This is a genomic window from Massilia sp. X63 (genome assembly GCF_041023745.1).
Classification (GTDB): Bacteria; Pseudomonadota; Gammaproteobacteria; order Burkholderiales; family Burkholderiaceae_D; genus Telluria.
This window is the reverse complement of sequence record NZ_JBFTEF010000024.1, coordinates 1-19056: the sequence shown is the minus strand read 5'-3', so window position 1 is coordinate 19056 and position 19056 is coordinate 1. Positions and strand designations below refer to the sequence as shown.

Annotated in this window: 14 protein-coding genes and 1 tRNA gene; 5 read left to right on the top strand and 10 right to left on the bottom strand. The window is 56.9% G+C overall.

Features of this window, described 5'->3' with window-relative positions; genetic code table 11:
- The first annotated feature begins 24 nt into the window (after positions 1–24).
- Positions 25–1320 (top strand): tyrosine-type recombinase/integrase, encoded by a 1296-nt coding sequence (locus AB3347_RS24935; RefSeq protein ID WP_369094376.1) that lies wholly within the window; start codon positions 25–27, stop codon positions 1318–1320.
- A gap of 42 nt (positions 1321–1362) precedes the next feature.
- Here the strand turns inward: AB3347_RS24935 and AB3347_RS24930 are convergent, their stop codons facing one another.
- Both AB3347_RS24930 and AB3347_RS24925 read right to left on the bottom strand, forming a co-directional pair.
- Complete coding sequence (locus AB3347_RS24930) at positions 1363–3669, bottom strand: DUF3987 domain-containing protein (protein WP_369094375.1); 2307 nt, start codon at positions 3667–3669, stop codon at positions 1363–1365.
- On the bottom strand, positions 3669–3893 hold the full coding sequence (locus AB3347_RS24925) for a hypothetical protein (protein ID WP_369094374.1): 225 nt from the start codon (positions 3891–3893) through the stop codon (positions 3669–3671). The genes AB3347_RS24930 and AB3347_RS24925 overlap by 1 nt, the downstream gene beginning before the upstream one ends.
- 219 nt (positions 3894–4112) lie before the next feature.
- Here AB3347_RS24925 and AB3347_RS24920 point away from each other — a divergent pair, with 219 nt between their 5' ends.
- The 3 genes from AB3347_RS24920 (at position 4113) to AB3347_RS24910 (ending at position 7299) form a co-directional block, all read left to right on the top strand.
- On the top strand, positions 4113–5114 hold the full coding sequence (locus AB3347_RS24920; protein ID WP_369094373.1) for an ATP-binding protein: 1002 nt from the start codon (positions 4113–4115) through the stop codon (positions 5112–5114).
- An 80-nt stretch (positions 5115–5194) separates the two neighbouring features.
- Complete coding sequence (locus AB3347_RS24915) at positions 5195–6196, top strand: hypothetical protein (RefSeq protein ID WP_369094372.1); 1002 nt, start codon at positions 5195–5197, stop codon at positions 6194–6196.
- A gap of 119 nt (positions 6197–6315) precedes the next feature.
- Positions 6316–7299, top strand: a complete 984-nt coding sequence (locus AB3347_RS24910; RefSeq protein WP_369094371.1) for a hypothetical protein — start codon at positions 6316–6318, stop codon at positions 7297–7299.
- Positions 7300–7884: 585 nt separating this feature from the next.
- Here the strand turns inward: AB3347_RS24910 and AB3347_RS24905 are convergent.
- From AB3347_RS24905 to pepN, 8 genes are all read right to left on the bottom strand, one after another.
- A complete protein-coding gene (locus AB3347_RS24905) occupies positions 7885–10719 on the bottom strand; it encodes an AAA family ATPase (protein ID WP_369094370.1) in 2835 nt (944 codons plus the stop codon).
- A 344-nt stretch (positions 10720–11063) separates the two neighbouring features.
- Positions 11064–11696: a hypothetical protein gene (locus AB3347_RS24900; RefSeq protein WP_369094369.1), complete on the bottom strand. Its 633-nt coding sequence runs from the start codon at positions 11694–11696 to the stop codon at positions 11064–11066.
- An 8-nt stretch (positions 11697–11704) separates the two neighbouring features.
- Positions 11705–12160 carry a GIY-YIG nuclease family protein gene (locus AB3347_RS24895; protein ID WP_369094368.1) on the bottom strand — a complete coding sequence of 152 codons (456 nt, stop codon included), beginning with the start codon at positions 12158–12160 and terminating at the stop codon, positions 11705–11707.
- 347 nt (positions 12161–12507) lie between these two features.
- On the bottom strand, positions 12508–12993 hold the full coding sequence (locus AB3347_RS24890) for a hypothetical protein (protein WP_369094367.1): 486 nt from the start codon (positions 12991–12993) through the stop codon (positions 12508–12510).
- 176 nt (positions 12994–13169) lie between these two features.
- Entirely contained in the window at positions 13170–13916 is a 747-nt protein-coding gene (locus AB3347_RS24885) for a hypothetical protein (protein WP_369094366.1), read from the bottom strand.
- 181 nt (positions 13917–14097) lie between these two features.
- Positions 14098–14173, bottom strand: a tRNA-Thr gene (locus AB3347_RS24880).
- Between the two features lie 96 nt (positions 14174–14269).
- Positions 14270–15271: a class 1 fructose-bisphosphatase gene (locus tag AB3347_RS24875; protein ID WP_369094365.1), complete on the bottom strand. Its 1002-nt coding sequence runs from the start codon at positions 15269–15271 to the stop codon at positions 14270–14272.
- A gap of 142 nt (positions 15272–15413) precedes the next feature.
- Positions 15414–18062 carry an aminopeptidase N gene (gene pepN / locus AB3347_RS24870; protein ID WP_369094364.1) on the bottom strand — a complete coding sequence of 883 codons (2649 nt, stop codon included), beginning with the start codon at positions 18060–18062 and terminating at the stop codon, positions 15414–15416.
- 181 nt (positions 18063–18243) lie between these two features.
- Here pepN and AB3347_RS24865 point away from each other — a divergent pair, with 181 nt between their 5' ends.
- Positions 18244–18894, top strand: coding sequence for a DUF4136 domain-containing protein (locus tag AB3347_RS24865; protein WP_369094363.1), 651 nt, complete (start codon positions 18244–18246; stop codon positions 18892–18894).
- Positions 18895–19056: the final 162 nt, after the last annotated feature.

Sequence of the window (19056 nt, the reverse complement as noted above, 5' to 3'; positions counted from 1 at the left end):
AGCGGTTACACGACACTCAGCACTATGGCTAAAATCAAATTCACTGCGGCACGGGTCGACGCGTTCACCTGCCCTGCTGACAGCAAACAGGCGTTCATGTGGGACGCCACCGCGCCGTGTCTCGGCCTTCGCGCGGTCTCCAGCGGGGCCAAGGCATACGTCTTCCAGGCCAAGCTCAACAACCAAACTATCCGCATGACGATTGGGTCGCCGTCGACGTGGGACATTGCAAGCGCCCAGGCGGAGGCACGGCGCCTCAAAGTGCTGGTCGATAGCGGGCACGATCCACGGGTAAAGAAGGCAGAGCTTGTCGCCGAGCAGGCCGCAAAGCGCGATGCCGGCCGCCGCGCTGAGACGCCAGCGCGTGAAGCGTGGGACACCTATATGGCGGCTCGCAAGACCCGTTGGAGCGCCCGCACCCTGCTGGACCATCAGCGATTGGTTGATGAGGGTGGCCGGCAAAAAACCCGTGGCCGTAAAAAAGGAGAAGGAGAAACCACCCTGCCCGGCGTGCTGGTGTCGGTACTCACTCATCCTCTTCGGGAAATCGACGCGGACTTCGTGCGGAAATGGCTGAACGGCGAGGCGCATAGGGCCACGGTGGCGATGAACGCTTTCGTTCGCTTGCGAGCGTTCTTGAACTGGTGCTCCATGCGGGCGGAGTACAAGACTGAAGTCAGCCCCGATGCGTGCGCCTCGTCTGTGGCCAAGGACGAACTCCCCAAGCCGGCAGCGAAGTCGGATTGCCTCCAGCGCGAGCAGTTGGCACCCTGGTTCAAGCAGGTCCGGGCAATTCAAAATCCCGTCGCCAGCGCCTACTTGCAAGCCCTCCTGTTGACTGGCGCGCGACGCGAAGAAATGGCCGGATTGCGCTGGGCTGACGTGGACTTCAAGTGGGGCACGATGGTCTTGCAGGACAAGGTTGAAGCTAACCGTACGATTCCGCTGACCCCATACGTGTCCGCACTGCTGGACGCCCTGCCACGCACCAATGAGTGGGTATTCAGCAGCCGCACCGCTGCCAGCGGACGCATCCAGGAGCCGCGCAAGGCCCATAACAACGCCTTGGAGGCAGCCGAACTGCCGCATGTGTCTATCCACGGCCTGCGCCGTTCGTTCGGTACGCTTAGCGAGTGGGTGGAGTGCCCGGCCGGCGTCGTGGCGCAGATTATGGGGCACAAGCCGAGCGCCATCGCAGAGAAGCACTACATTCGCAGGCCCATTGACCTGCTGCGAATGTGGCACACGAAGATCGAGGTGTGGATGCTGGGCCAGGCTGGTGTCGAAGTACGTGAATCCGACGACCGTCTGGTCGCATAAAAGAAGAAGCCACCGCGTCACATGCGGTGGCCTCGATTGACACTACTTAAATGCCCCCGCTGTCGGGGTAAACCGCAACGATCCTTCCTTACGCCCGCCGGTCACGGTCATCATCCCTCGCCGTTCCAACGCTTTAGTAACACTCAAGCGTTCAGCCAGCGAGGCACTACGGTACGCGACCAGCCGGTCAACCATGATGCCTTCCGTGACCGCACGTCCGTGCTTCTGGTAGTACTCCTTGATGTAGTCTAGGACCTTGGCCTCAAGCGCCGCGAACTTGCTGTCGAACAGGTTGCCACGGATCTCGGCCATGAATGCGTCGGTCGACTGCCCGACGATGTTCAAGGCCAGCTTCAAGTGCTCCGCGCGAACCACAGCTGCTTGCGGTTCCTCGGCCAATGCAAGGATCAAGGCAAGGCGAGCCGCGTTTTCAACTTGGCGGGAGAGCATATTGCTTTCCATTTCATTAACGCCTGCATTACGGCGGTCGACGATGCTTACATTCACGGCGTTCAATACTTCCTTGGCCTCGACGTCGTACGGCACGATAACCGGGCGGGGCGATTGAATATTGACCAGGTTCCCCTCCCCTTGTGCGGCCTTTTGGGCTGCCTGGACTCGTGCTTTGACAGCGTCGAGCCAATTGCAGACCGAAGTCGGCAAGGGCACGTCCTCCGGCTCCTTCATGTACGGGATTTTGTCAGGGGCACGGAAGGTCAACAGGCGCGGAACGAATCCGCTGCTCACGGCATCAGTGCTCAGTGCCGCATAGAACGTCGATGGCGTGGTCGTGCCAAAGATTGAGGGGCAGGGGCTATAGATGTCGACTCGCGCGCGCCCATCCAGCCCGGTTTGCTTTGCGTATTCGCGGCCGAAGTATCGGGTTCCGCCTTTCGAGTACAGCTCCAGGAAGGTGGTGCCAATTGCCGCCTTATAGCCGGCAGCCTTGGAGTCGAAGATCCCTTTGAGGACCTCACCCAACTCATCCATGACGAAGCAGCTCGCAGGGTCGCGCATCAGTGCCGCCAGCACGCCCGCATCACTGGCCGGATTGCCCGGCAGGCGGCTCGCATCATAGACAGTCACGATATCCTTAACGCTGCGCAGCGCCGCTTCCTTGCCGCTCCCCGGCGGACCGATCAACACGTAGTACAGGTGTGTGAACGCACCGCCTGCCCCAGTGAAGTCACGCGCCAGCACAGCGCCAGCCGCAGCCAGGGCGATCGCCACCTTGAACGCCGGCTGCGGCATGACCGCACGCTTCTCATACCATACAGCGATGTCCTGCAACACGCTCGGGAGCTGCGCGACGAAATCATCCGGGGCTACCTGTTCGGCGACCTCTTTTGCGGCAGCATCGGCCGCTGCTTCAACCGCCGCATTGAGGGCCTGCTGGTCAGCCATTTGCTTGCTGCCCCTGCTATTCGATTGCGCGCTGCGTACCAGCGCCTCAACCTCGTGAGGCGGCAAGGACGGCGCGCACTTAATCGCGTTTTCCTTCAACACGACGGCGAGCACGCTTTCGTAATGGAGACCCAAGCCGAACAGATCGCCCGCCAACTGGAACAGCGTCGTGTTCCGGCCACCCTCGACGATGGCGCCCGATTCCCCTTTGACCTTATGCAAACGCGACACATCCGGCTCGCGCTTATCACGCCAGATCTTCAGCAATTGCTCGGGCAAGAACGGCAGGTTATTGAAATCGCCCGCACCGGACCACTGATACTCGGCGTTCGTCTTCGGATGGATCGTCGGCGGCAAGACATCTTGGCAGCCATTGCCCCCGGTGGCCGCGCAGCGGAACTCCAAGATCATCGCGCCGTCAATTTTGATCTGCTTGGTGATGAGCGGCTCGACACCCGGTGGCAAACGATACAGCAGCTTGGCGCGGTGTTCGCGACCCGACGAAATCTGCACCGCATCATCAGCCGCCAGCAAGTCGCGCAGTTCGACGCCGTGCGCAGCGAACCAGCCATCTGCCTGCTGCATGTCATCAACGTCAACTGCGCAAGTACCAGACAATGCATGGATCAGGCCCAAGCCATGATGGCCAATGGCACCAATGTCGAGCGGCTGATGTTGCCAGCCTTTGACTTTCGGACCTTTGCTGCCCTTCTCGATGGCGCACAGTTTCCAGCCGCATGCATCGTATTCATTCGCAGCTTGGCGAACGCGCCTGATGTATTCGTTCCGCCGGGCGATCAAAAGTTCGACGTTGGGGAGCGTCGTGGGCAGACCCCCACCCCCCGGGGGGGAGGCCAAAGTGGCCCCCGCCATCTCTACCACCGGATAGACCGTTCCCTCCTCGGACGCGGCCGTAGGGTGAAATTGGTCCAGCGAAGCGCCCATTATGCGGCCCCGCCCTTCAGCACGCGCACGATGGACTCAACCGGCCACGCCAAGCGCCCCTGAACGCGGACAGGGCGGATCGGGCCATTTTCAAAGCATGCCCAGGCGCGCAAGGTTTGCGGCGAGCGGTTCAGCCAGTAGGCGGCGCAAGCGGTGGGCACATGGGTGCGGGTTTCGTTGGCGAGGGCCGGGAACGGCACGCTCAGGTAAGTATGCAGAGACATGTTGAAGCTCTATTTTGTGTTGGATGGAGGCCCATTATTTGTCTCTAAAAAATAATTCGACCCGTGTGCTTAGCATCGAGCACAACAGTGTAGGATTCATCCTACAACCAAGGAATTGCAAATAAGCCAACAAAGCTCGTACACTACTGTGTTCCTAAAGGTCAACAATCACCCAATGAGGTGGCCGACAGTGTTACACGAATTTGAGAAAAATAATTAATGGATATACTTATACCGACCATCTTTGATCGCGAAAGCATTTTGCGCCTGCTGGATGATTTAGATGCGACACTCGACGTCGATCACGTCACTATCGATTTTAGAAAATTAAGGTACTCAATGCCAACTGGCATGCTAGTGGCGGGGTCTAAACTGCGTAAATGGCGTGATTATCGTAGGGCATGCGGATACAAGTCATGGCACCGGGGAATAGATGAATCAATCCAGGTCCATAGCTATCTGATGCATCTTGGCTTCTTCGATTTCCTTCAAATAGACCAAGGTAAACAGATAGGTCAAGCAAAAGGCTCTGCGCGTTATCTACCTATTAAATTAGTTAAGCGGCCGAGCGTAAACATTGAGACGGACGGACTCAATGCATGGTACGACTCAATTATGGATGTATCTCGCAGTCTCGCAGCCGTCGTAGCAGGCTCAGCCGATGATACTGAGGAGCTTCGTACGTACGCTTATTGCATTAGAGAAGTGATCAGAAATGTTTTCGAGCATGCTCAAATAGACGAATGCTTTATTTGTGGCCAGCGGTGGGCGGATGGCCGGGTAGAAATAGCTATTATCGATGAAGGTGTAGGCCTGGCAGCGACATTAACACCAGAAGCCGATCTTTCTGATGATGAAAGCGCGTTACTTCTTGCAGTGCGCCCAGGCGTAAGCAGAACAGCACTTGCTTCAGCCACCGAACCAAACACTTACGATAATTCAGGATTTGGACTTTTCGTATTAACAGAGTTAGCTGCCAACTTTGGATGGTTCGTTCTTGGCAGCGGCTCTTCACAGATGACAGGACGAAAGCAAAATCGTGACGTTGCCCAAACCTCGTTTCAGGGCACCTATTTCGGTATGCACTTTAATTCATCACCACACAGTTTTGCCGGCGTTTTAGATGACATTATTCAGTTTGGTGAACAAGAGGCAGGTCTATCTGGCATAAGCCGTCGTGCCTCTGGCATGTCGCGATTTGGGGTTTTAGGGTCTCGTTAGCGTCAACCCGCTTTATGCACCTGCTCATGTTTTAAGCAAAACCCGCTACACTAAAGGTTGTGACATATTAGGAGTTATCAGTGGGACAAAACAATAGAAACTATGATAACGACGAATGCTTTGAGCTTCCTATAGAAGCTTATCGCAACGAGTCTACTAAAATTGAAATCGACGATCATTGGCTTAAGTCTGCGCCACCACATCTTCAGAAACAAGCGATGCAGGAGTGGTTCTTGTCACGTTATTGCGACCCAGCCATAGAGACCCCTTACATGTCGTCAGAAGGGGGCTATATATTTGTTCATGGTGGGCCTTACGATCCTGACGAAGTCATACAAGATCGATTTCATAATTCGGTTCCATATAGGGTGATGAAGTCACTTATCAATGATTTGATAGACAAAACTGGCTCCGAGTGGGCGCCACGCGACTGGGAAGACGATTATTTTGACGCACTTGATGTATATGTCAAAAATTCCAAAGAGCCGAGAAATGTATTAGAAACACGGCTGGATCAGATAATCGAAATTTTGAGTGTCCAAGGCACTCCTCAGGCACTTACTTTGCTTGAACAACTTTCCTTTAGCAGCGCAATTACAGCATTCGAATCATACTTGTGGGAGACGATGAGCTACGCGGTAGAGTCGGATCCAAAATCGCTACAAGACATTGTCACCAAGCATAAAGCATTCAGCGAACAGCCTATGCTCTTAGGCGATATCTACAAAAAGCTCGACAGCATAAAAGATATGGTGAAGGCCTATCTTCAAAATTTGGTGTGGCACCGATTCGATGTCGTGGCTCCGCTTATGGCCCATGGATTACGAGTAAAGCTACCATCCTTTAAGCCATTTATCGATGCCGTCATTAAACGCCATGACATTGTCCATCGCAGTGGATTTAGCAAAACAGGAGAACCGATAACTGTTTCACGCGCAGAAATTAAAACCCTAATTGGTACGATAAGAGCATTTGCAGATGAACTAGAACATGCTTTGTCTGTGCGCAATTATGAAGACATGTATGGCACCGAACGATTTTCAAGCAGTGACTCACAAGACTTGGATGACATTCCATTCTGACTATCACCTTCTCGACAATAGCAGAGGTCGACGCCGGCAACGAGACAAAATATAAAGAAAAGATCGAAAATAACTTCCGTCGTGGCCCTAAAAACAGTCAGATCCTTTAAGGATGTTATATGCAGTTTAAGCAGCGTACGCTTATGCAGATCGCTAATATGATCTGTGGAAATCCGGACCTTGAAAAGCCTTTTTTCGTCTATCGTAGCAGCGGTCGCCTCACGGAATTCTTCATGGACTGCGACACTGACTACGTCCATGACGGATCAACGCGCCAGTTCTGGGTGGCAGACACTTTGAGTTCGATCCTCGCTGAACCACAGCCTTATCCCAACACACCTCCAGGTACATTCGCTCGCGTGATTGAGCGACTCATGGACCAAGCCGACGCTCAGAACGAAGGACCCGACCGGCCAGGGGCACTATCCATGCTGACCGCAGCTCTAGCCAGGGAAGGGTTCGAGCCCTTCTATGCCGATGATAAGAAATGCTACCTCCGCCATATTTTGACCAATACGGTGGCGATGGCTCCGGCGAATCCCCATAGACCATTTTCTGCCGCCGAGCTGGCGCGACGCGAACAGCTAACCGCTTATCTCGATGCCGCGTCCGAAGACGAATTGATTGAGGAGGTACTGCTGCCGCTGTTCCGGCAGCTAGGCTTCCACCGCATTACTGCTGCTGGTCATAAAGACAAGGCTCTAGAGTACGGGAAAGACATCTGGATGAAGTTTACCCTGCCTACCCAGCATGTGCTGTACTTCGGCATCCAGGTTAAGAAGGACAAACTAGACGCTGCCGGCATGAGCAAAGGTAGCAACGCCAACATCGCCGAAATCTATAATCAGGTCGTCATGATGCTCGGCCATGAAGTGTTCGACCCGGAGATCGGCAAGCGAGTCTTGGTCGATCACGCTTTCATCGTAGCCGGCGGAGAGATCACCAAGCAGGCGCGGAACTGGCTAGGCAACAAACTGGACGCAACGAAGCGCAGCCAGATCATGTTCATGGATCGTGAAGACATCCTCAACCTTTTCGTGGTAACAAACCTGCCAGTTCCTGTCCGGGGCTCGCTCCCCCCAGAGAATGAGGTGCCGTTCTGAACCTGCCGATTTCAGGCGATCACGAGGCTACCGCAAAGTGAAGCTACCCCGGCCGAGGAAGCCGTCGCCGGCCGGCTGCATGCTCGACCATGTCGAATATCCACGAACATCCACCGAACATCCATAAGTGAAAAACAGCCGAAACCCGCATGGAGACTAGCTTTCAAGATTTCTAGATCCGAATATCCACATCAACTGAAAAATAAACACCTGAATGCCCCTGAAGAGCGGCTTTCCAATAAAAAAGGGAGGGGTGGAGAATTGGAGAATTTAGGGGTTTTTTATCCCTATTTTTCATTGAAACCCAGTATCCATGCGGGTTTGCAGCCTTTACCAACATTCTCTTTTTTTAAGAGAAGATTATGAGAAGCCTCTCGTGAGTATCAAATATCCACAACTTCTAGCGCGGCGAAAATCCTGACTAAAATGGTCAACATTTCCTTCTCATGTGGTATGCGCGCGCGCGTAGGACGTCGAGTTCGCGTTCGACGCGAAGTAGAAGTTCGGATGTTTGCCAACGGGTAGTCCGCTGTCGAGAGTACTGTGGTCAGGTATTTTCTGATCTGACTCGTTTGCACGTCACAACTATCCGGCGAGCCCGCAGCCGCACTTCTTGAACTTCTTACTTGAACCACAGGGACAGGGATCATTGCGGCCGATCTTAACCCCGGCGGAGATCGGCTTGCTCCTTTGAATTGCCAGAGCCGCCTCTCCAGGGCGCCGCTGCGGTATCGGATTGGCCTTGATTTTCGCAACTAGCTGGCGTTGGTTCTCGAGGGTCATGCGGGCCTCGGGTGGCAGACCGGCCGCGTAAGCTTGAAGCCTTTCCATCTCCCTTTCGGCCTCTGAGTACAAGCCGCAGTAGGCCAGAACGACGGCATACTGCGCGCGAACATCCAAGTGCCTATTCAGGAGCTGGTTGCCTACTACCACTGGGATGACGTGCTGCTCAAGAACCTCACGCGCACCTACGAAATCATGTCGTGCAACGAACTCGTCGGCGAGGTCTTGCCCGACGCGTATGAGCGAGTCGATGGCGCCGGTGAGGGAGTAAAACTTCATCGCATGGAGTCGAGCGAAAGGCGCGGACAAGTGCAATTTGCCAGTCACCAGGGCCTTGAGTTCGAGCGCATCTGCAAGTCGCTTGATGTCCCCCTGATCAAGTCCCGGCTTATTGATCAATGCCCAGAGCTCGGCCTGCTTCACGCCAAAGACTTGATCAGGCCGAATGCCGAGGGCCGTGAACGTCTCGTCGATCACCTGTTCGACCGCCCTCATCGCACTTTTGTAGCGCTTAAGACCATAGAGCGCCGCCGCCGCGTTGTAGAGGAAGACGCGCCGATGCACAGGCTTGTCCAGCACGTGGCTGTCCAAGTCGCGAATCGCGCGCTCAACGCCCGTCGCGTCACCTAGATGCGCGAGATGAAGCATGCGCTTCATCATAAAGGACTGAACTTCGTCCTCACCGAGCTTGCCACTGTTGATCAATTGCTCCATCGCCTCCAACCTAGGCGCCACACGATCCATGTGTCCGAGCTTCATGTCCGAGAAGACAAGGCCATCCAGAGCCCAATACTGCTGCTCCGGATCTGACCCGTCTTTAGCGACCAGCCCCTCTAGCCCGTGCCAGATTTCTGCGGCCACGCCCATTTCGTGAAACATCTCTTCGCCGACGAGTGCTACTAGCGTCTTAACATCCCCAGTAGCCAGCAGCAGCCGGGTGTATTGCGAGAAGCGCGCTGTAGAACGGTCACGCTCAAAAGACTCAACTATCAGTTCCCTGAGGGCATTCCGAGCCCGCGACGCGATCTCTTTGGGCATGCTGGAAAAGTGCTGGCTTCCGACAACACGGATGGCGTCATGCAGCCGAATTTCCTTGTTACCATAAATCTCCACGACACCTGCAGCTCGCAATGTCCGGATCACACCAGCAACTGCTTGCCCATCCATTCCGAGGGCCTCTTCCAGCAGCTTTTTGACCTCGTCTGGGACCAGGCCAATATCGGACAGGCTCAGCACGGCGATGGTTTGTTGCGCAGCGAGGGGGAAGGCGTCGAAGACCTTTGCCAAGATGACTTCTTGTGCGGTCTGAGTCAGGTTGGTCAATGCGTCAACGGCGTCGCACATCTGGTCGATTCGACCGTCATAGTCTTCGCGGGCAATCGTGGCCGCGCTCCTAACGAACAGGGGCATGCCAGCCGTCAGTGCCTTCAAACGGCCCATCGTGGCTGCATCACCTCGACATTCCCACCCAACGGCCGCCGCTGCAACATCGTCAACACTCCACCCATTCAGCGGTTCTCGCCTAAGGCCTAGAAGGGCTTCGATCTCGGACAATGTCCCCAACGGCTGCGCCAAGAGTACGAACTTCAAGGCTGACGTGACATCGACCATGCGCTTAAGGCTCTCAGCAGAAACACGATGTACGTTGTCCAGCACCACAATTGGCGACAGGCCCTCACTCTTGAGGTAGATGTCCAACTGGCGAAGCGACTCGACGCCAGTGGCGCCCGGCAGCAAAATCTTACGCACCGCATCTGAGCCGGCGCCGGCCAACTTGGCGGCCAGCTCACGCACCAGCGAGAGGGCGAGGGCCTCCCCTGGCGTCTCCGAACAGTCGAAGTACGCGCAGTTGTGGCTACTGAAGGTGGCCGCCTGCGAAGCCCAAGCGGTTTTCCCGGCGCCGGAGAAGCCGGAAACGATCCGAACCCGTGAATTCGAATCGATCTGAGGCTCATTCTCCTGGGGGCGATACTGCTCCGGTGGCGCAGGGAAATCCTGCAGTTGAATCACGATCTGGTCGAACAGCGACGGCAAATCCGCGATCACGAAGGTGTGATCCGCATGGGGCGCCTCTCCGGCGGCTGCGGCCAGGACACGTCCAGCCAGTTTCCACACGAGGGAGTCGGGCGCCAGCATGGCGAGGGGGACTGTCGTGGCTCGATCAACGCACCAAGAGACTGCCTCTTCGATGCCTGACCAAGCAGGTGGAAGTTGACCAAGGGTGCCCGTACAGACGCGGCCTGGCCAAAGGAACTCGACGTCACTTGGCAGCTGGCCTGTCCTGACTTGATCAGAGAGCATCGGCCCCAAGGCACGGTTGACTACTACGACGAACGTCGCTCGGCCTGGTCGGCGGCCCTGCGCATGCTCTTGCCGCAAGGCGTCAAAACGTTCCAGAGCCGATTTGATGTCTGCCGGAATGATTGCTTGGCCACGTGTTTTAACTTGGATGTAAGTTCGCCCTGCCGGTGTGACTTGCTCGATATCCTCATCACGCTCGACCGTAACCGATATCGCGCCGGTCTGTCCCGAATTCAGAAGACACGCGGCCGCATAAAGATGCTGATAGAGGAACCCGCGATGAACCGCTTCGATGCGGATCTCCTGAGCGGGGTCAAGCGTCGATGGAGAAATCATATATGAATGGAATTTGCTATTTGGAGATTATCGACTGAGATTCACGAGCAGCATCTGACTAGCCTACTTAAAAAGAAACACCCACCTGCCCTATCCGGACGGCGAAGCAAGCGTAAAGCCGTTCAATACGTACATTAACAGGCGTGAAAGAAGGAACTGGACGGCGGCAATCAGCCTGCAACTGTAGTTTATAGCCGTGTGACGTCTGCTTCCGACCAATCCCGCCACTTTTATCCAGCATAGCATCTTGTTCACACAGAAAATTCACAGAATGTCACGAACGACTAGTCCCGATCTGAAGTGGACGTTCCGCAAAAATCTACAAATGAGCCGCCGGTAAGCAGTTATGGCTCTGCCGTCTCTACGGGGCCATCGGCAAATCGATCGAACAATATGTCGTCTATATCTCTCGGCGTGAACTTACGACCCTGATTTTTCTTGCTGAGATTATCCCGATAATCAAGGCAGCGAAGAACATATCGGGCGTAGCGATCATTTATATGGTCGATCTTAACCCCATACTTTTCTAATTCTCGAATATACACCCGGGACGTAGCTTTTTTTGCGAGAGATCGCTCTGCTATCGAATCAAGGATAAAAAATGCATTCGGCATATGAAAGTGCAAATATTTAGATGCCAAAGAGGCTTTATTTAGACCGCTAATCTCAGAAAATAGATTTGTTAACTCATAGTGGGCATATAAAACAGGCTTCATGTTATCTCGGGTTAAGTAATCAACATGCCGAGTTCTATTAATCCATGTATCGATCGAAGAGGCGCTAATCATCGGCGCCACTTTTTCTAGATAAAAATCCTCATCCTCTTCAACATAATCTTCACGGCGCCGCTCGATTGCTGCCGCAGTCGCTCTGCCAATCAAGCAAATCTTACCTATAATTACCTCATCCTCTTTATGCTCAGGCGTTGCCTTGCACATCGAATAAAGGACATCATTGGCCCATTTCCATTTGCTCATAATTTGTCTCAGTTAGATTTTAGATAACCTTTTCTCAGATTTCTTTGGTGAGCCTCCATGTTTCGATGATAAGTCTCCAGGTCATTAGGGTACCAACGGCCATACTCCACCCCCAACGAGTCGAATAACTGATTGATGAAGTACGCCAGTTCGTTAGCGATATTGAGACCATTGATCACATCCGGCAAATTGTAATCGATTGAATCTGGAAACTTTTCATAAACCTCGAAAATTTCTCGATTAGGATTGATGCGATAGTCCCGCAGCGCATTGTGAACAATTTTCTCAGCTGCAATCATATCCCTAACAGACCAAGCATGTAGCACGTGATATGGAAACGGAACCCCTGTCGAATATAGTTCTTTAGACCGTCGAATTGGATTGTTCGAATATCCGATCTTTAGGCGAGATGCGTCACCTTCCATCATCATCATGTAAACAAACTGACCTTCAATAAAGCTCAAAGCGCCTCCCGCGTATAAAATTATGATTTAACGAAAAATTGTACACAATGTTATCCAAAACGGGATTCCATGTGAAAGGTTTGATCTAGTCTCATTTGGAACATGCTTTCGGCACTGGCCAAGTTCTCCTCGCGCCTCAACTTTTCCACGTTCGTATTTCTGCTCCTGGCCGGATGCGGTTCGTCGTAGTCAACCATAGCCGCGATGAAGCGGGAAAAGCAGATTCCTTTTGAGTAAGCGAGCGCGCGCGAATGAATGCGCCAAGGTGATTTGCTGCTGCCACCTCGTGGTGGTCTAGTGCTGCCCCTCGTGATAAACCGCTAAGTGCCTAGCCGCGTCTGGCGGCGTTAGTCTGCCCGCACTCCAAAGGCTTCAGCGAAGGGGTGCAGGGTAGCTTCTATGTGCTGTGAATATGCCGTCAAGGCCTTGATGATTTTGAGGCCTAGTGTCATATAGCTCGAAATCCTCTTTTGCTTCCCCCAAAACCCAATGGTAGGCGGGTACACATCGTCCAGCAACTGCATGACCAGGTTCGTGATGTCTGATGTCTCACGCGGCTTGAGGAAGTCCATGTAGCGGTTTGCCGCAGGGTTGAGCAGGCCGAAGGTGAATCCTTCTGTTTGCTCGGATAGCAACGGAAACCGTACCGAAAACTCGTCCCTTACGATTGCGAGCTTGGCCGCAGCGAAATGCTCCTCCAACTTATCCCATGAGGCAACGAGTCGCTGAACGTCCGAACCGCCGACAAGAAACGCCATTTCAGACCCGAGCTTTTGGTTCGGGATGCTGCGAATAATTGGAAGTACCTGACCTACCAGCGCTTCTGGAGTCATGACAGTGTTTACTGGATGAGCTTGCCGCATTATAGGAGGCACGTCAAAACGGAAAATAAATCACGCTAAGATGTCCGGTTTCGACTGCGCAGCCGAAAGCAAACCTTCAATACGGCTCAGTGTACGAGCTTGTTGCTCTTAGAGCAAATAAAGGGTTTTATAAAACGCTCTTGAACTTACCAAGTGGGAGCGCTTATCTCTCGCACTTGCTTATCGCCACTTCGTGCCAGTCTTTCGATCTTCACCGCTCGGACCTCACTATGTCCGTCCGCTGGCACAGCCCTGAGCAGAGCGATCGCTTCATCGAAACGCCCCAGCAAGCGCAGCAGTTCTCCTTGCTGGATCATGCTGCCCGGCTGCTGCTCGCCATCTCGTAGAATATCCAGGATGACCTCCATGTTGGACCGCTCTGCGGCCGCTGGCCAGCTGGGCGCGTCGAGGACAGGGGACCCATCGGATCGGCTGCGGTAGCGGTCGTTCAAACCCCACCAGATGCGATTCCTGAGCCAGAGCAACCGATTCCTGCCCATGCCCTTCGAGCGTGACAACACGTACACCACGTCGTCAAAATTGACGCGTCCGATATACTGCGCCTGCCCCCATGACTTCATGGCCTCGGTCCATTCTTCCTGAGCCTGAAGTTGCCTCTCCGGGTCGCCGCGCCAACGCAGCCAAGCCCTCTTCAACCGACCAATGGGTCGCACCGCATCGGGCATGACCCCTACAGGCTCGATATCGCCCAGCCAGAACAGCGCCGCGCACGCGTCACACCGGACCAAGGGTTCCTGCCGCCACGACATGGTTGGCACACCATCGGACCAATCCCGCGTGCCGAAGAAGTTGATGCTGCGAAGCCGCCGGCGAAGAAAGAAAGCGTTACAGCCGGGGCATGCGTGGACGGAGGGAGCAGAATAGCTGGTCATGGCCATATCGTACCGCCACCATACAGGCGTAAGCAAAGACCAAGTGACGTTGCACGGCGAACAGACAAAACCGTAGACGAAGCTGGGTTACACAGCGGTTACACGATCAGAGGGAGGCCGCGAAAAAGAAAAAAGGGCTACACGCTTGTGCATGTAACCCTTTGATCCTACTGCTGAATTTTGGTGCCGCTGACCGGAATCGAACTGGTGACCTTCGCATTACGAATGCGCTGCTCTACCGACTGAGCTACAGCGGCTCTACGCGGGCAAACCCGACGAAGAGCCGTATTCTAGCAAACAACTCCGGCAACTTGCTAGTCCGGCTCGGCACTCAGCCATAAATTATTAAAAAATCACGCCGCGTGGTAGCCCGTGACCAGTTCGACCTCGCTCTTCGAGCCGAGGAACACCGGCACGCGCTGGTGCAGCTTGGTCGGCTGGATCTCCATGATGCGCTTGCTGCCGTCGGTGGCGGCGCCGCCGGCCTGCTCGACGATCATGGCCATCGGGTTGGCTTCGTACATCAGGCGCAGCTTGCCCGGCGAGGATGGGTCGCGCATGTCGGCCGGGTACATGAAGATGCCGCCGCGGTTCAGGATGCGGTGCACGTCGGCCACCATCGAGGCGATCCAGCGCATGTTGAAGTCCTTGCCGCGCGGGCCGGTGGAACCGGCCAGCAGCTCGTCGACGTAGCGCTGCACCGGCGGGTGCCAGTGGCGTTTGTTGGACATGTTGATCGCGAATTCCTTGGTGGTTTCCGGGATCTGCATGTCGCTCTGGGTCAGCACCCACGAGCCCATTTCGCGGTCGAGGGTGAAGCAGTGCACGCCGTTGCCGGTGGTGAGTACCAGCATGGTCTGCGGGCCGTAGACCGCATAGCCGGCCGCCACCTGCTGGGTACCAGGCTGCAGGAAGTCCTGCTCGGTGGGGTTGATCATGCCTTCCGGCGCCTTCAGCACCGAGAAGATGGTGCCGATCGAGACGTTGACGTCGATGTTCGAGGAACCGTCGAGCGGATCGTACATCAGCAGGAACTCGCCCTTCGGGTAGCGGCTCGGGATCTGGCGGATGGTTTCCATCTCTTCCGAGGCCATCGCCGCCAGGTGGCCGCCCCACTCGTTCGCCTCCAGCAGGATCTCGTTGGAGATCACGTCGAGCTTCTTCTGGACTTCGCCCTGGATGTTCTCGGTATCGGCACTGCCCAGCACTTCGCCGAGCGCGCCCTTGCTGACCGAATAGCTGATGCGCTTGCAGGCGCGCGCCACGACCTCGATCAGGAGGCGCAGTTCGGCATTGATGGTCTGGTGGAGGCGCTGTTCCTCGACCAGGTACTGCGTAAGACTGACGCGTTTCATGGACTTCCTTTGGTTTGGTTTCAAATTTATTCGTAGGACGGGCGGCTTGTCCGCCCACGCGTTCGAACCGTGTGTGAAAACACGCGCCGCATCCATTCATGCGGGAGTCGAACGCGTGGGCGGGAGACCCGCCCACCCTACATTAATTAGCGAGCGCCTTGGTGACGATCTCGCGTACGTCGTTCGACAGCCGCTGCTGCCCCGCCACCTGCTGCAGCGCCGTCTTCATGTGCTGCTGCAGTTCCGGCGTGTAGCGGCGCCAGCGGTCCATGGCGCGCGCCAGGCGGGCCGCAACCTGCGGGTTGAGCGCGTCGAGCAGGGTCACGTGCTCGGCCCAGAACAGGTAGCCGCTGCCGTTCGGCGCGTGGAACTCGACCGGGTTGTTCATGCAGTAGGTGGCGACCAGGCTGCGCGCGCGGTTCGGGTTGCGCAGGTTGAAGGCCGGATGGCGCATCAGTTCGCGCACCTTGGCGATGTCGGTGGTCGGGGCCGAGGCCTGCATCGCGAACCACTTGTCGACCACCAGCGCCTCGCCCTGGAATTCGTCGTAGAAGCGGGCCAACTCGGCTTCGGCCTCGGGCGCCCGGGCGTGGATCAGGGCGCTCAGGCTTGCGGCGCGGTCGGTCATGTTGTCGGCTTCCCGGCACTGGCGCAGCGCCAGCGCGATGGTCTCGGCGTCCGGGGCGGCGTTCAGGTAGGACAGCGCCAGGTTCTTGAGGGCGCGCTTGCCGGCGGACGCGGCATCCGGGCTGTACGGGCCGGGGGTCTGGTTGGCCTGGTACTGGGCCAGCAGTTCCTCGCGCAGGCGGGCGCCGATGTTGGCACGCATGAACTGGCGCGCCATGTGCACGGCCAGCGGATCGACGGTATCGAGCTGCTCGGCGATCATGGTTTCGCTCGGCAGCAGCAGGGCCTGTTCGCGGAAGGCCGGGTCGAGCGATTGGTCGACCAGCATGCGGCGCATCGCCTCGATGAAGGTGTCGTCCAGGCTCAGGCGGCTGGAGGCCGGCGCCTCGCCGGTCAGCTTGAGCAGGCGTCCCATCGCCAGGCGCTGCCCCGCTTCCCAGCGGTTGACCGGGTCGCTGTCGTGGCTGAACAGGTGCAGCAGGTCGTTGTCGCTGTAGCCGTGGCGCAGGATCACGGGCGCCGAGAAGTCGCGCAGCACGGACGGTACCGGCTGTTCCGTCACATTGCTGAACACGAAGGTCTGCTCGGCCTCGGTCAGCTCGAGCACGGCGGTGCTGCCCATGTCCTTGCCGTCCACGGTGAGCGGCATGTCGCGCCCCTCGCGGTCGAGCAGGCCGACCGCCACCGGGATGTGGAAGGGGCGCTTGTCGGGCTGGCCCGGGGTCGGCGGGCAGGACTGGAACAGGGTCAGCGTGTAGGTCCGGGCCGCCTCGTCGTAGCGGGTCTCGAAACGCAGCTCCGGGGTGCCGGCCTGGTCATACCAGCGCTCGAACTGGGTCAGGTCGCGGCCGTTGGCGTCGGCCATCGCCAGGCGGAAGTCGTCGCAGGTGACGGCCTGGCCGTCGTGGCGCTCGAAGTACAGGTCCATGCCCTTGCGGAAGCCTTCGCGGCCCAGCAGGGTCTGGTACATGCGCACCACTTCGGCGCCCTTCTCGTACACCGTGACGGTATAAAAATTGTTGATCTCGACAAAGGAATCCGGACGCACCGGGTGCGCCATCGGACCGGCGTCCTCGGGGAACTGGGCCTGGCGCAGCGTGCGCACCTGGTCGATGCGGGTGACGGCGCGGCCGGTGCTGGTGCCGATCATGTCGGCGGTGAATTCCTGGTCGCGGAACACCGTCAGGCCCTCTTTGAGCGAAAGCTGGAACCAGTCGCGGCAGGTCACGCGGTTGCCGGTCCAGTTGTGGAAGTACTCGTGCGCCACCACCGCCTCGATGCCCTGGAAGTCGATGTCGGTGGCCACGCGCGGGTTGGCCAGCACGAACTTGGTGTTGAAGATGTTCAGGCCCTTGTTCTCCATCGCGCCCATGTTGAAGTCGCTGGTGGCGACGATCATGAAGCGGTCGAGGTCGAGTTCGAGGCCGTAGCGCTCTTCATCCCAGCGGATGCTGTGCTTGAGCGACTGCATCGCGTAATCGGTCTTGTCGAGGTTGCCCTCTTCGACCCACACCTGCAGCAGGGCGTCGCGGCCGTCGGCCAGGCGGAAGCGCTCTTCCTGGCACACCAGGCGCGCGGCCACCAGCGCGAACAGGTAGGAAGGCTTCTTGAACGGGTCTTCCCACTTGGCGTAGTGGCGGCCGTCGCCCAGCTCGCCTTCTTCCAGCAGGTTACCGTTGGACAGCAGCACCGGATAGCGTTCCTTGTCGGCACGCAGCATCACGGTGTACTTCGCCATCACGTCCGGACGGTCCGGGAAATAGGTGATGCGGCGGAAGCCCTCGGCCTCGCACTGGGTGAAGAAGTTGCCGTTCGAGGTGTACAAGCCGCTCAGGGTGGTGTTCTGTTCCGGCACGCAAATGGTCTCGATCTCGAGCACGGCTTCTTCCGGCGCGTTCGGGATGCTCAGGAGGTTGTTGCCGATGATGTACTCGCCGCTCTGTAGTTCGCGGCCGTTCATGCGCAGCGCCACCAGTTCGATGTCTTCGCCATGGAGTTCGATCGTGCGCTGGTGGGGACAGTCCTGGTTACGGCGCACCGTCATGCGGTTGGCCACCACCGTGCGGGCGGGATCGAGGTCGAATCCGAGTTCCACGGTGTCCACCAGGTAGCTCGGGGGGGTGTAATCACTCCGGTAAATCGTCTGGGGCGTATCGGTGCGCATAGGAAGTCCGAAAAGACAGTGGGTGAAGTGTTTATTCTACCAACAAGATTTTCGAGTGCCCGCTACACTTTGCTTGTATCGGAATGTGGATGCCGTAACCGCGTGTAAATAATTTTCTCAAGTTTCTGAACAGGCAGTAATCAAGAGGATAGGAAAAGTCCGCATAACGAAGGAGAAAGCAATGAAACGCCTGATGATCGCCGCCGGAGCGGCGCTCGCACTGCTGTTGACGGGATGCGCCACCACGATCCGCAGCGACGTCACCACCTTCCACCAGTGGCCGGCGCAGATCCAGGACAAGAGCTACATGTTCGAAGCGCCGCCGGTGCACGACGACACGCTCGAATACCGCGCCTACCAGGACCTGGTGCGCGGCCAGCTGGCGCGCCTGGGCTTCCGTGACGCCGGCGGCGGCAAGCCGGCGCTGACGGTCTCGATGCGCTTCACCACCACCGACGTGCCGGTGCGCGTGGTCGAACCGATCTCGCCGTTCTACGATCCGTTCTACCGCCCCTTCTACCATCCGGCGGCGCGCTTCGGCTACCGCGGCGTACGCCGCCCTTACTGGGGCGGCTGGTACAGCCCGTTCTACGATCCGTTCTGGAGTCCGGCCTACCAGGTCTCGGTCGAGCACCAGTACCGCCGCGAACTGCAGATCGGCATCAAGTCGGCGACCGACGGCAAGCGCCTGTTCGAGGTCACCGTGCACAACACCAGCCGCGAGCTGTCGACCCCGGCCGTGATGCCGGCGCTGGTACAGAGCGCCTTCGAGGGTTTCCCGGGGCCGTCGGGCGTGGCGCGCAGGGTGGAACTGAAGCAGCAGAACGGCTGATCAGCCGCTTGCAACGAAGAACGGGGCCAATGCCCTAATGCCGTTCAGTTAAGACTGAACGGCATTTTTATTTTGTCGTTGTAAACGCGCGGCAACGCTGTTAACCTTCGTCGCCATGTTCGACGACACTCTACATTTCCTGGCGAATCACCTCGAGGCTCC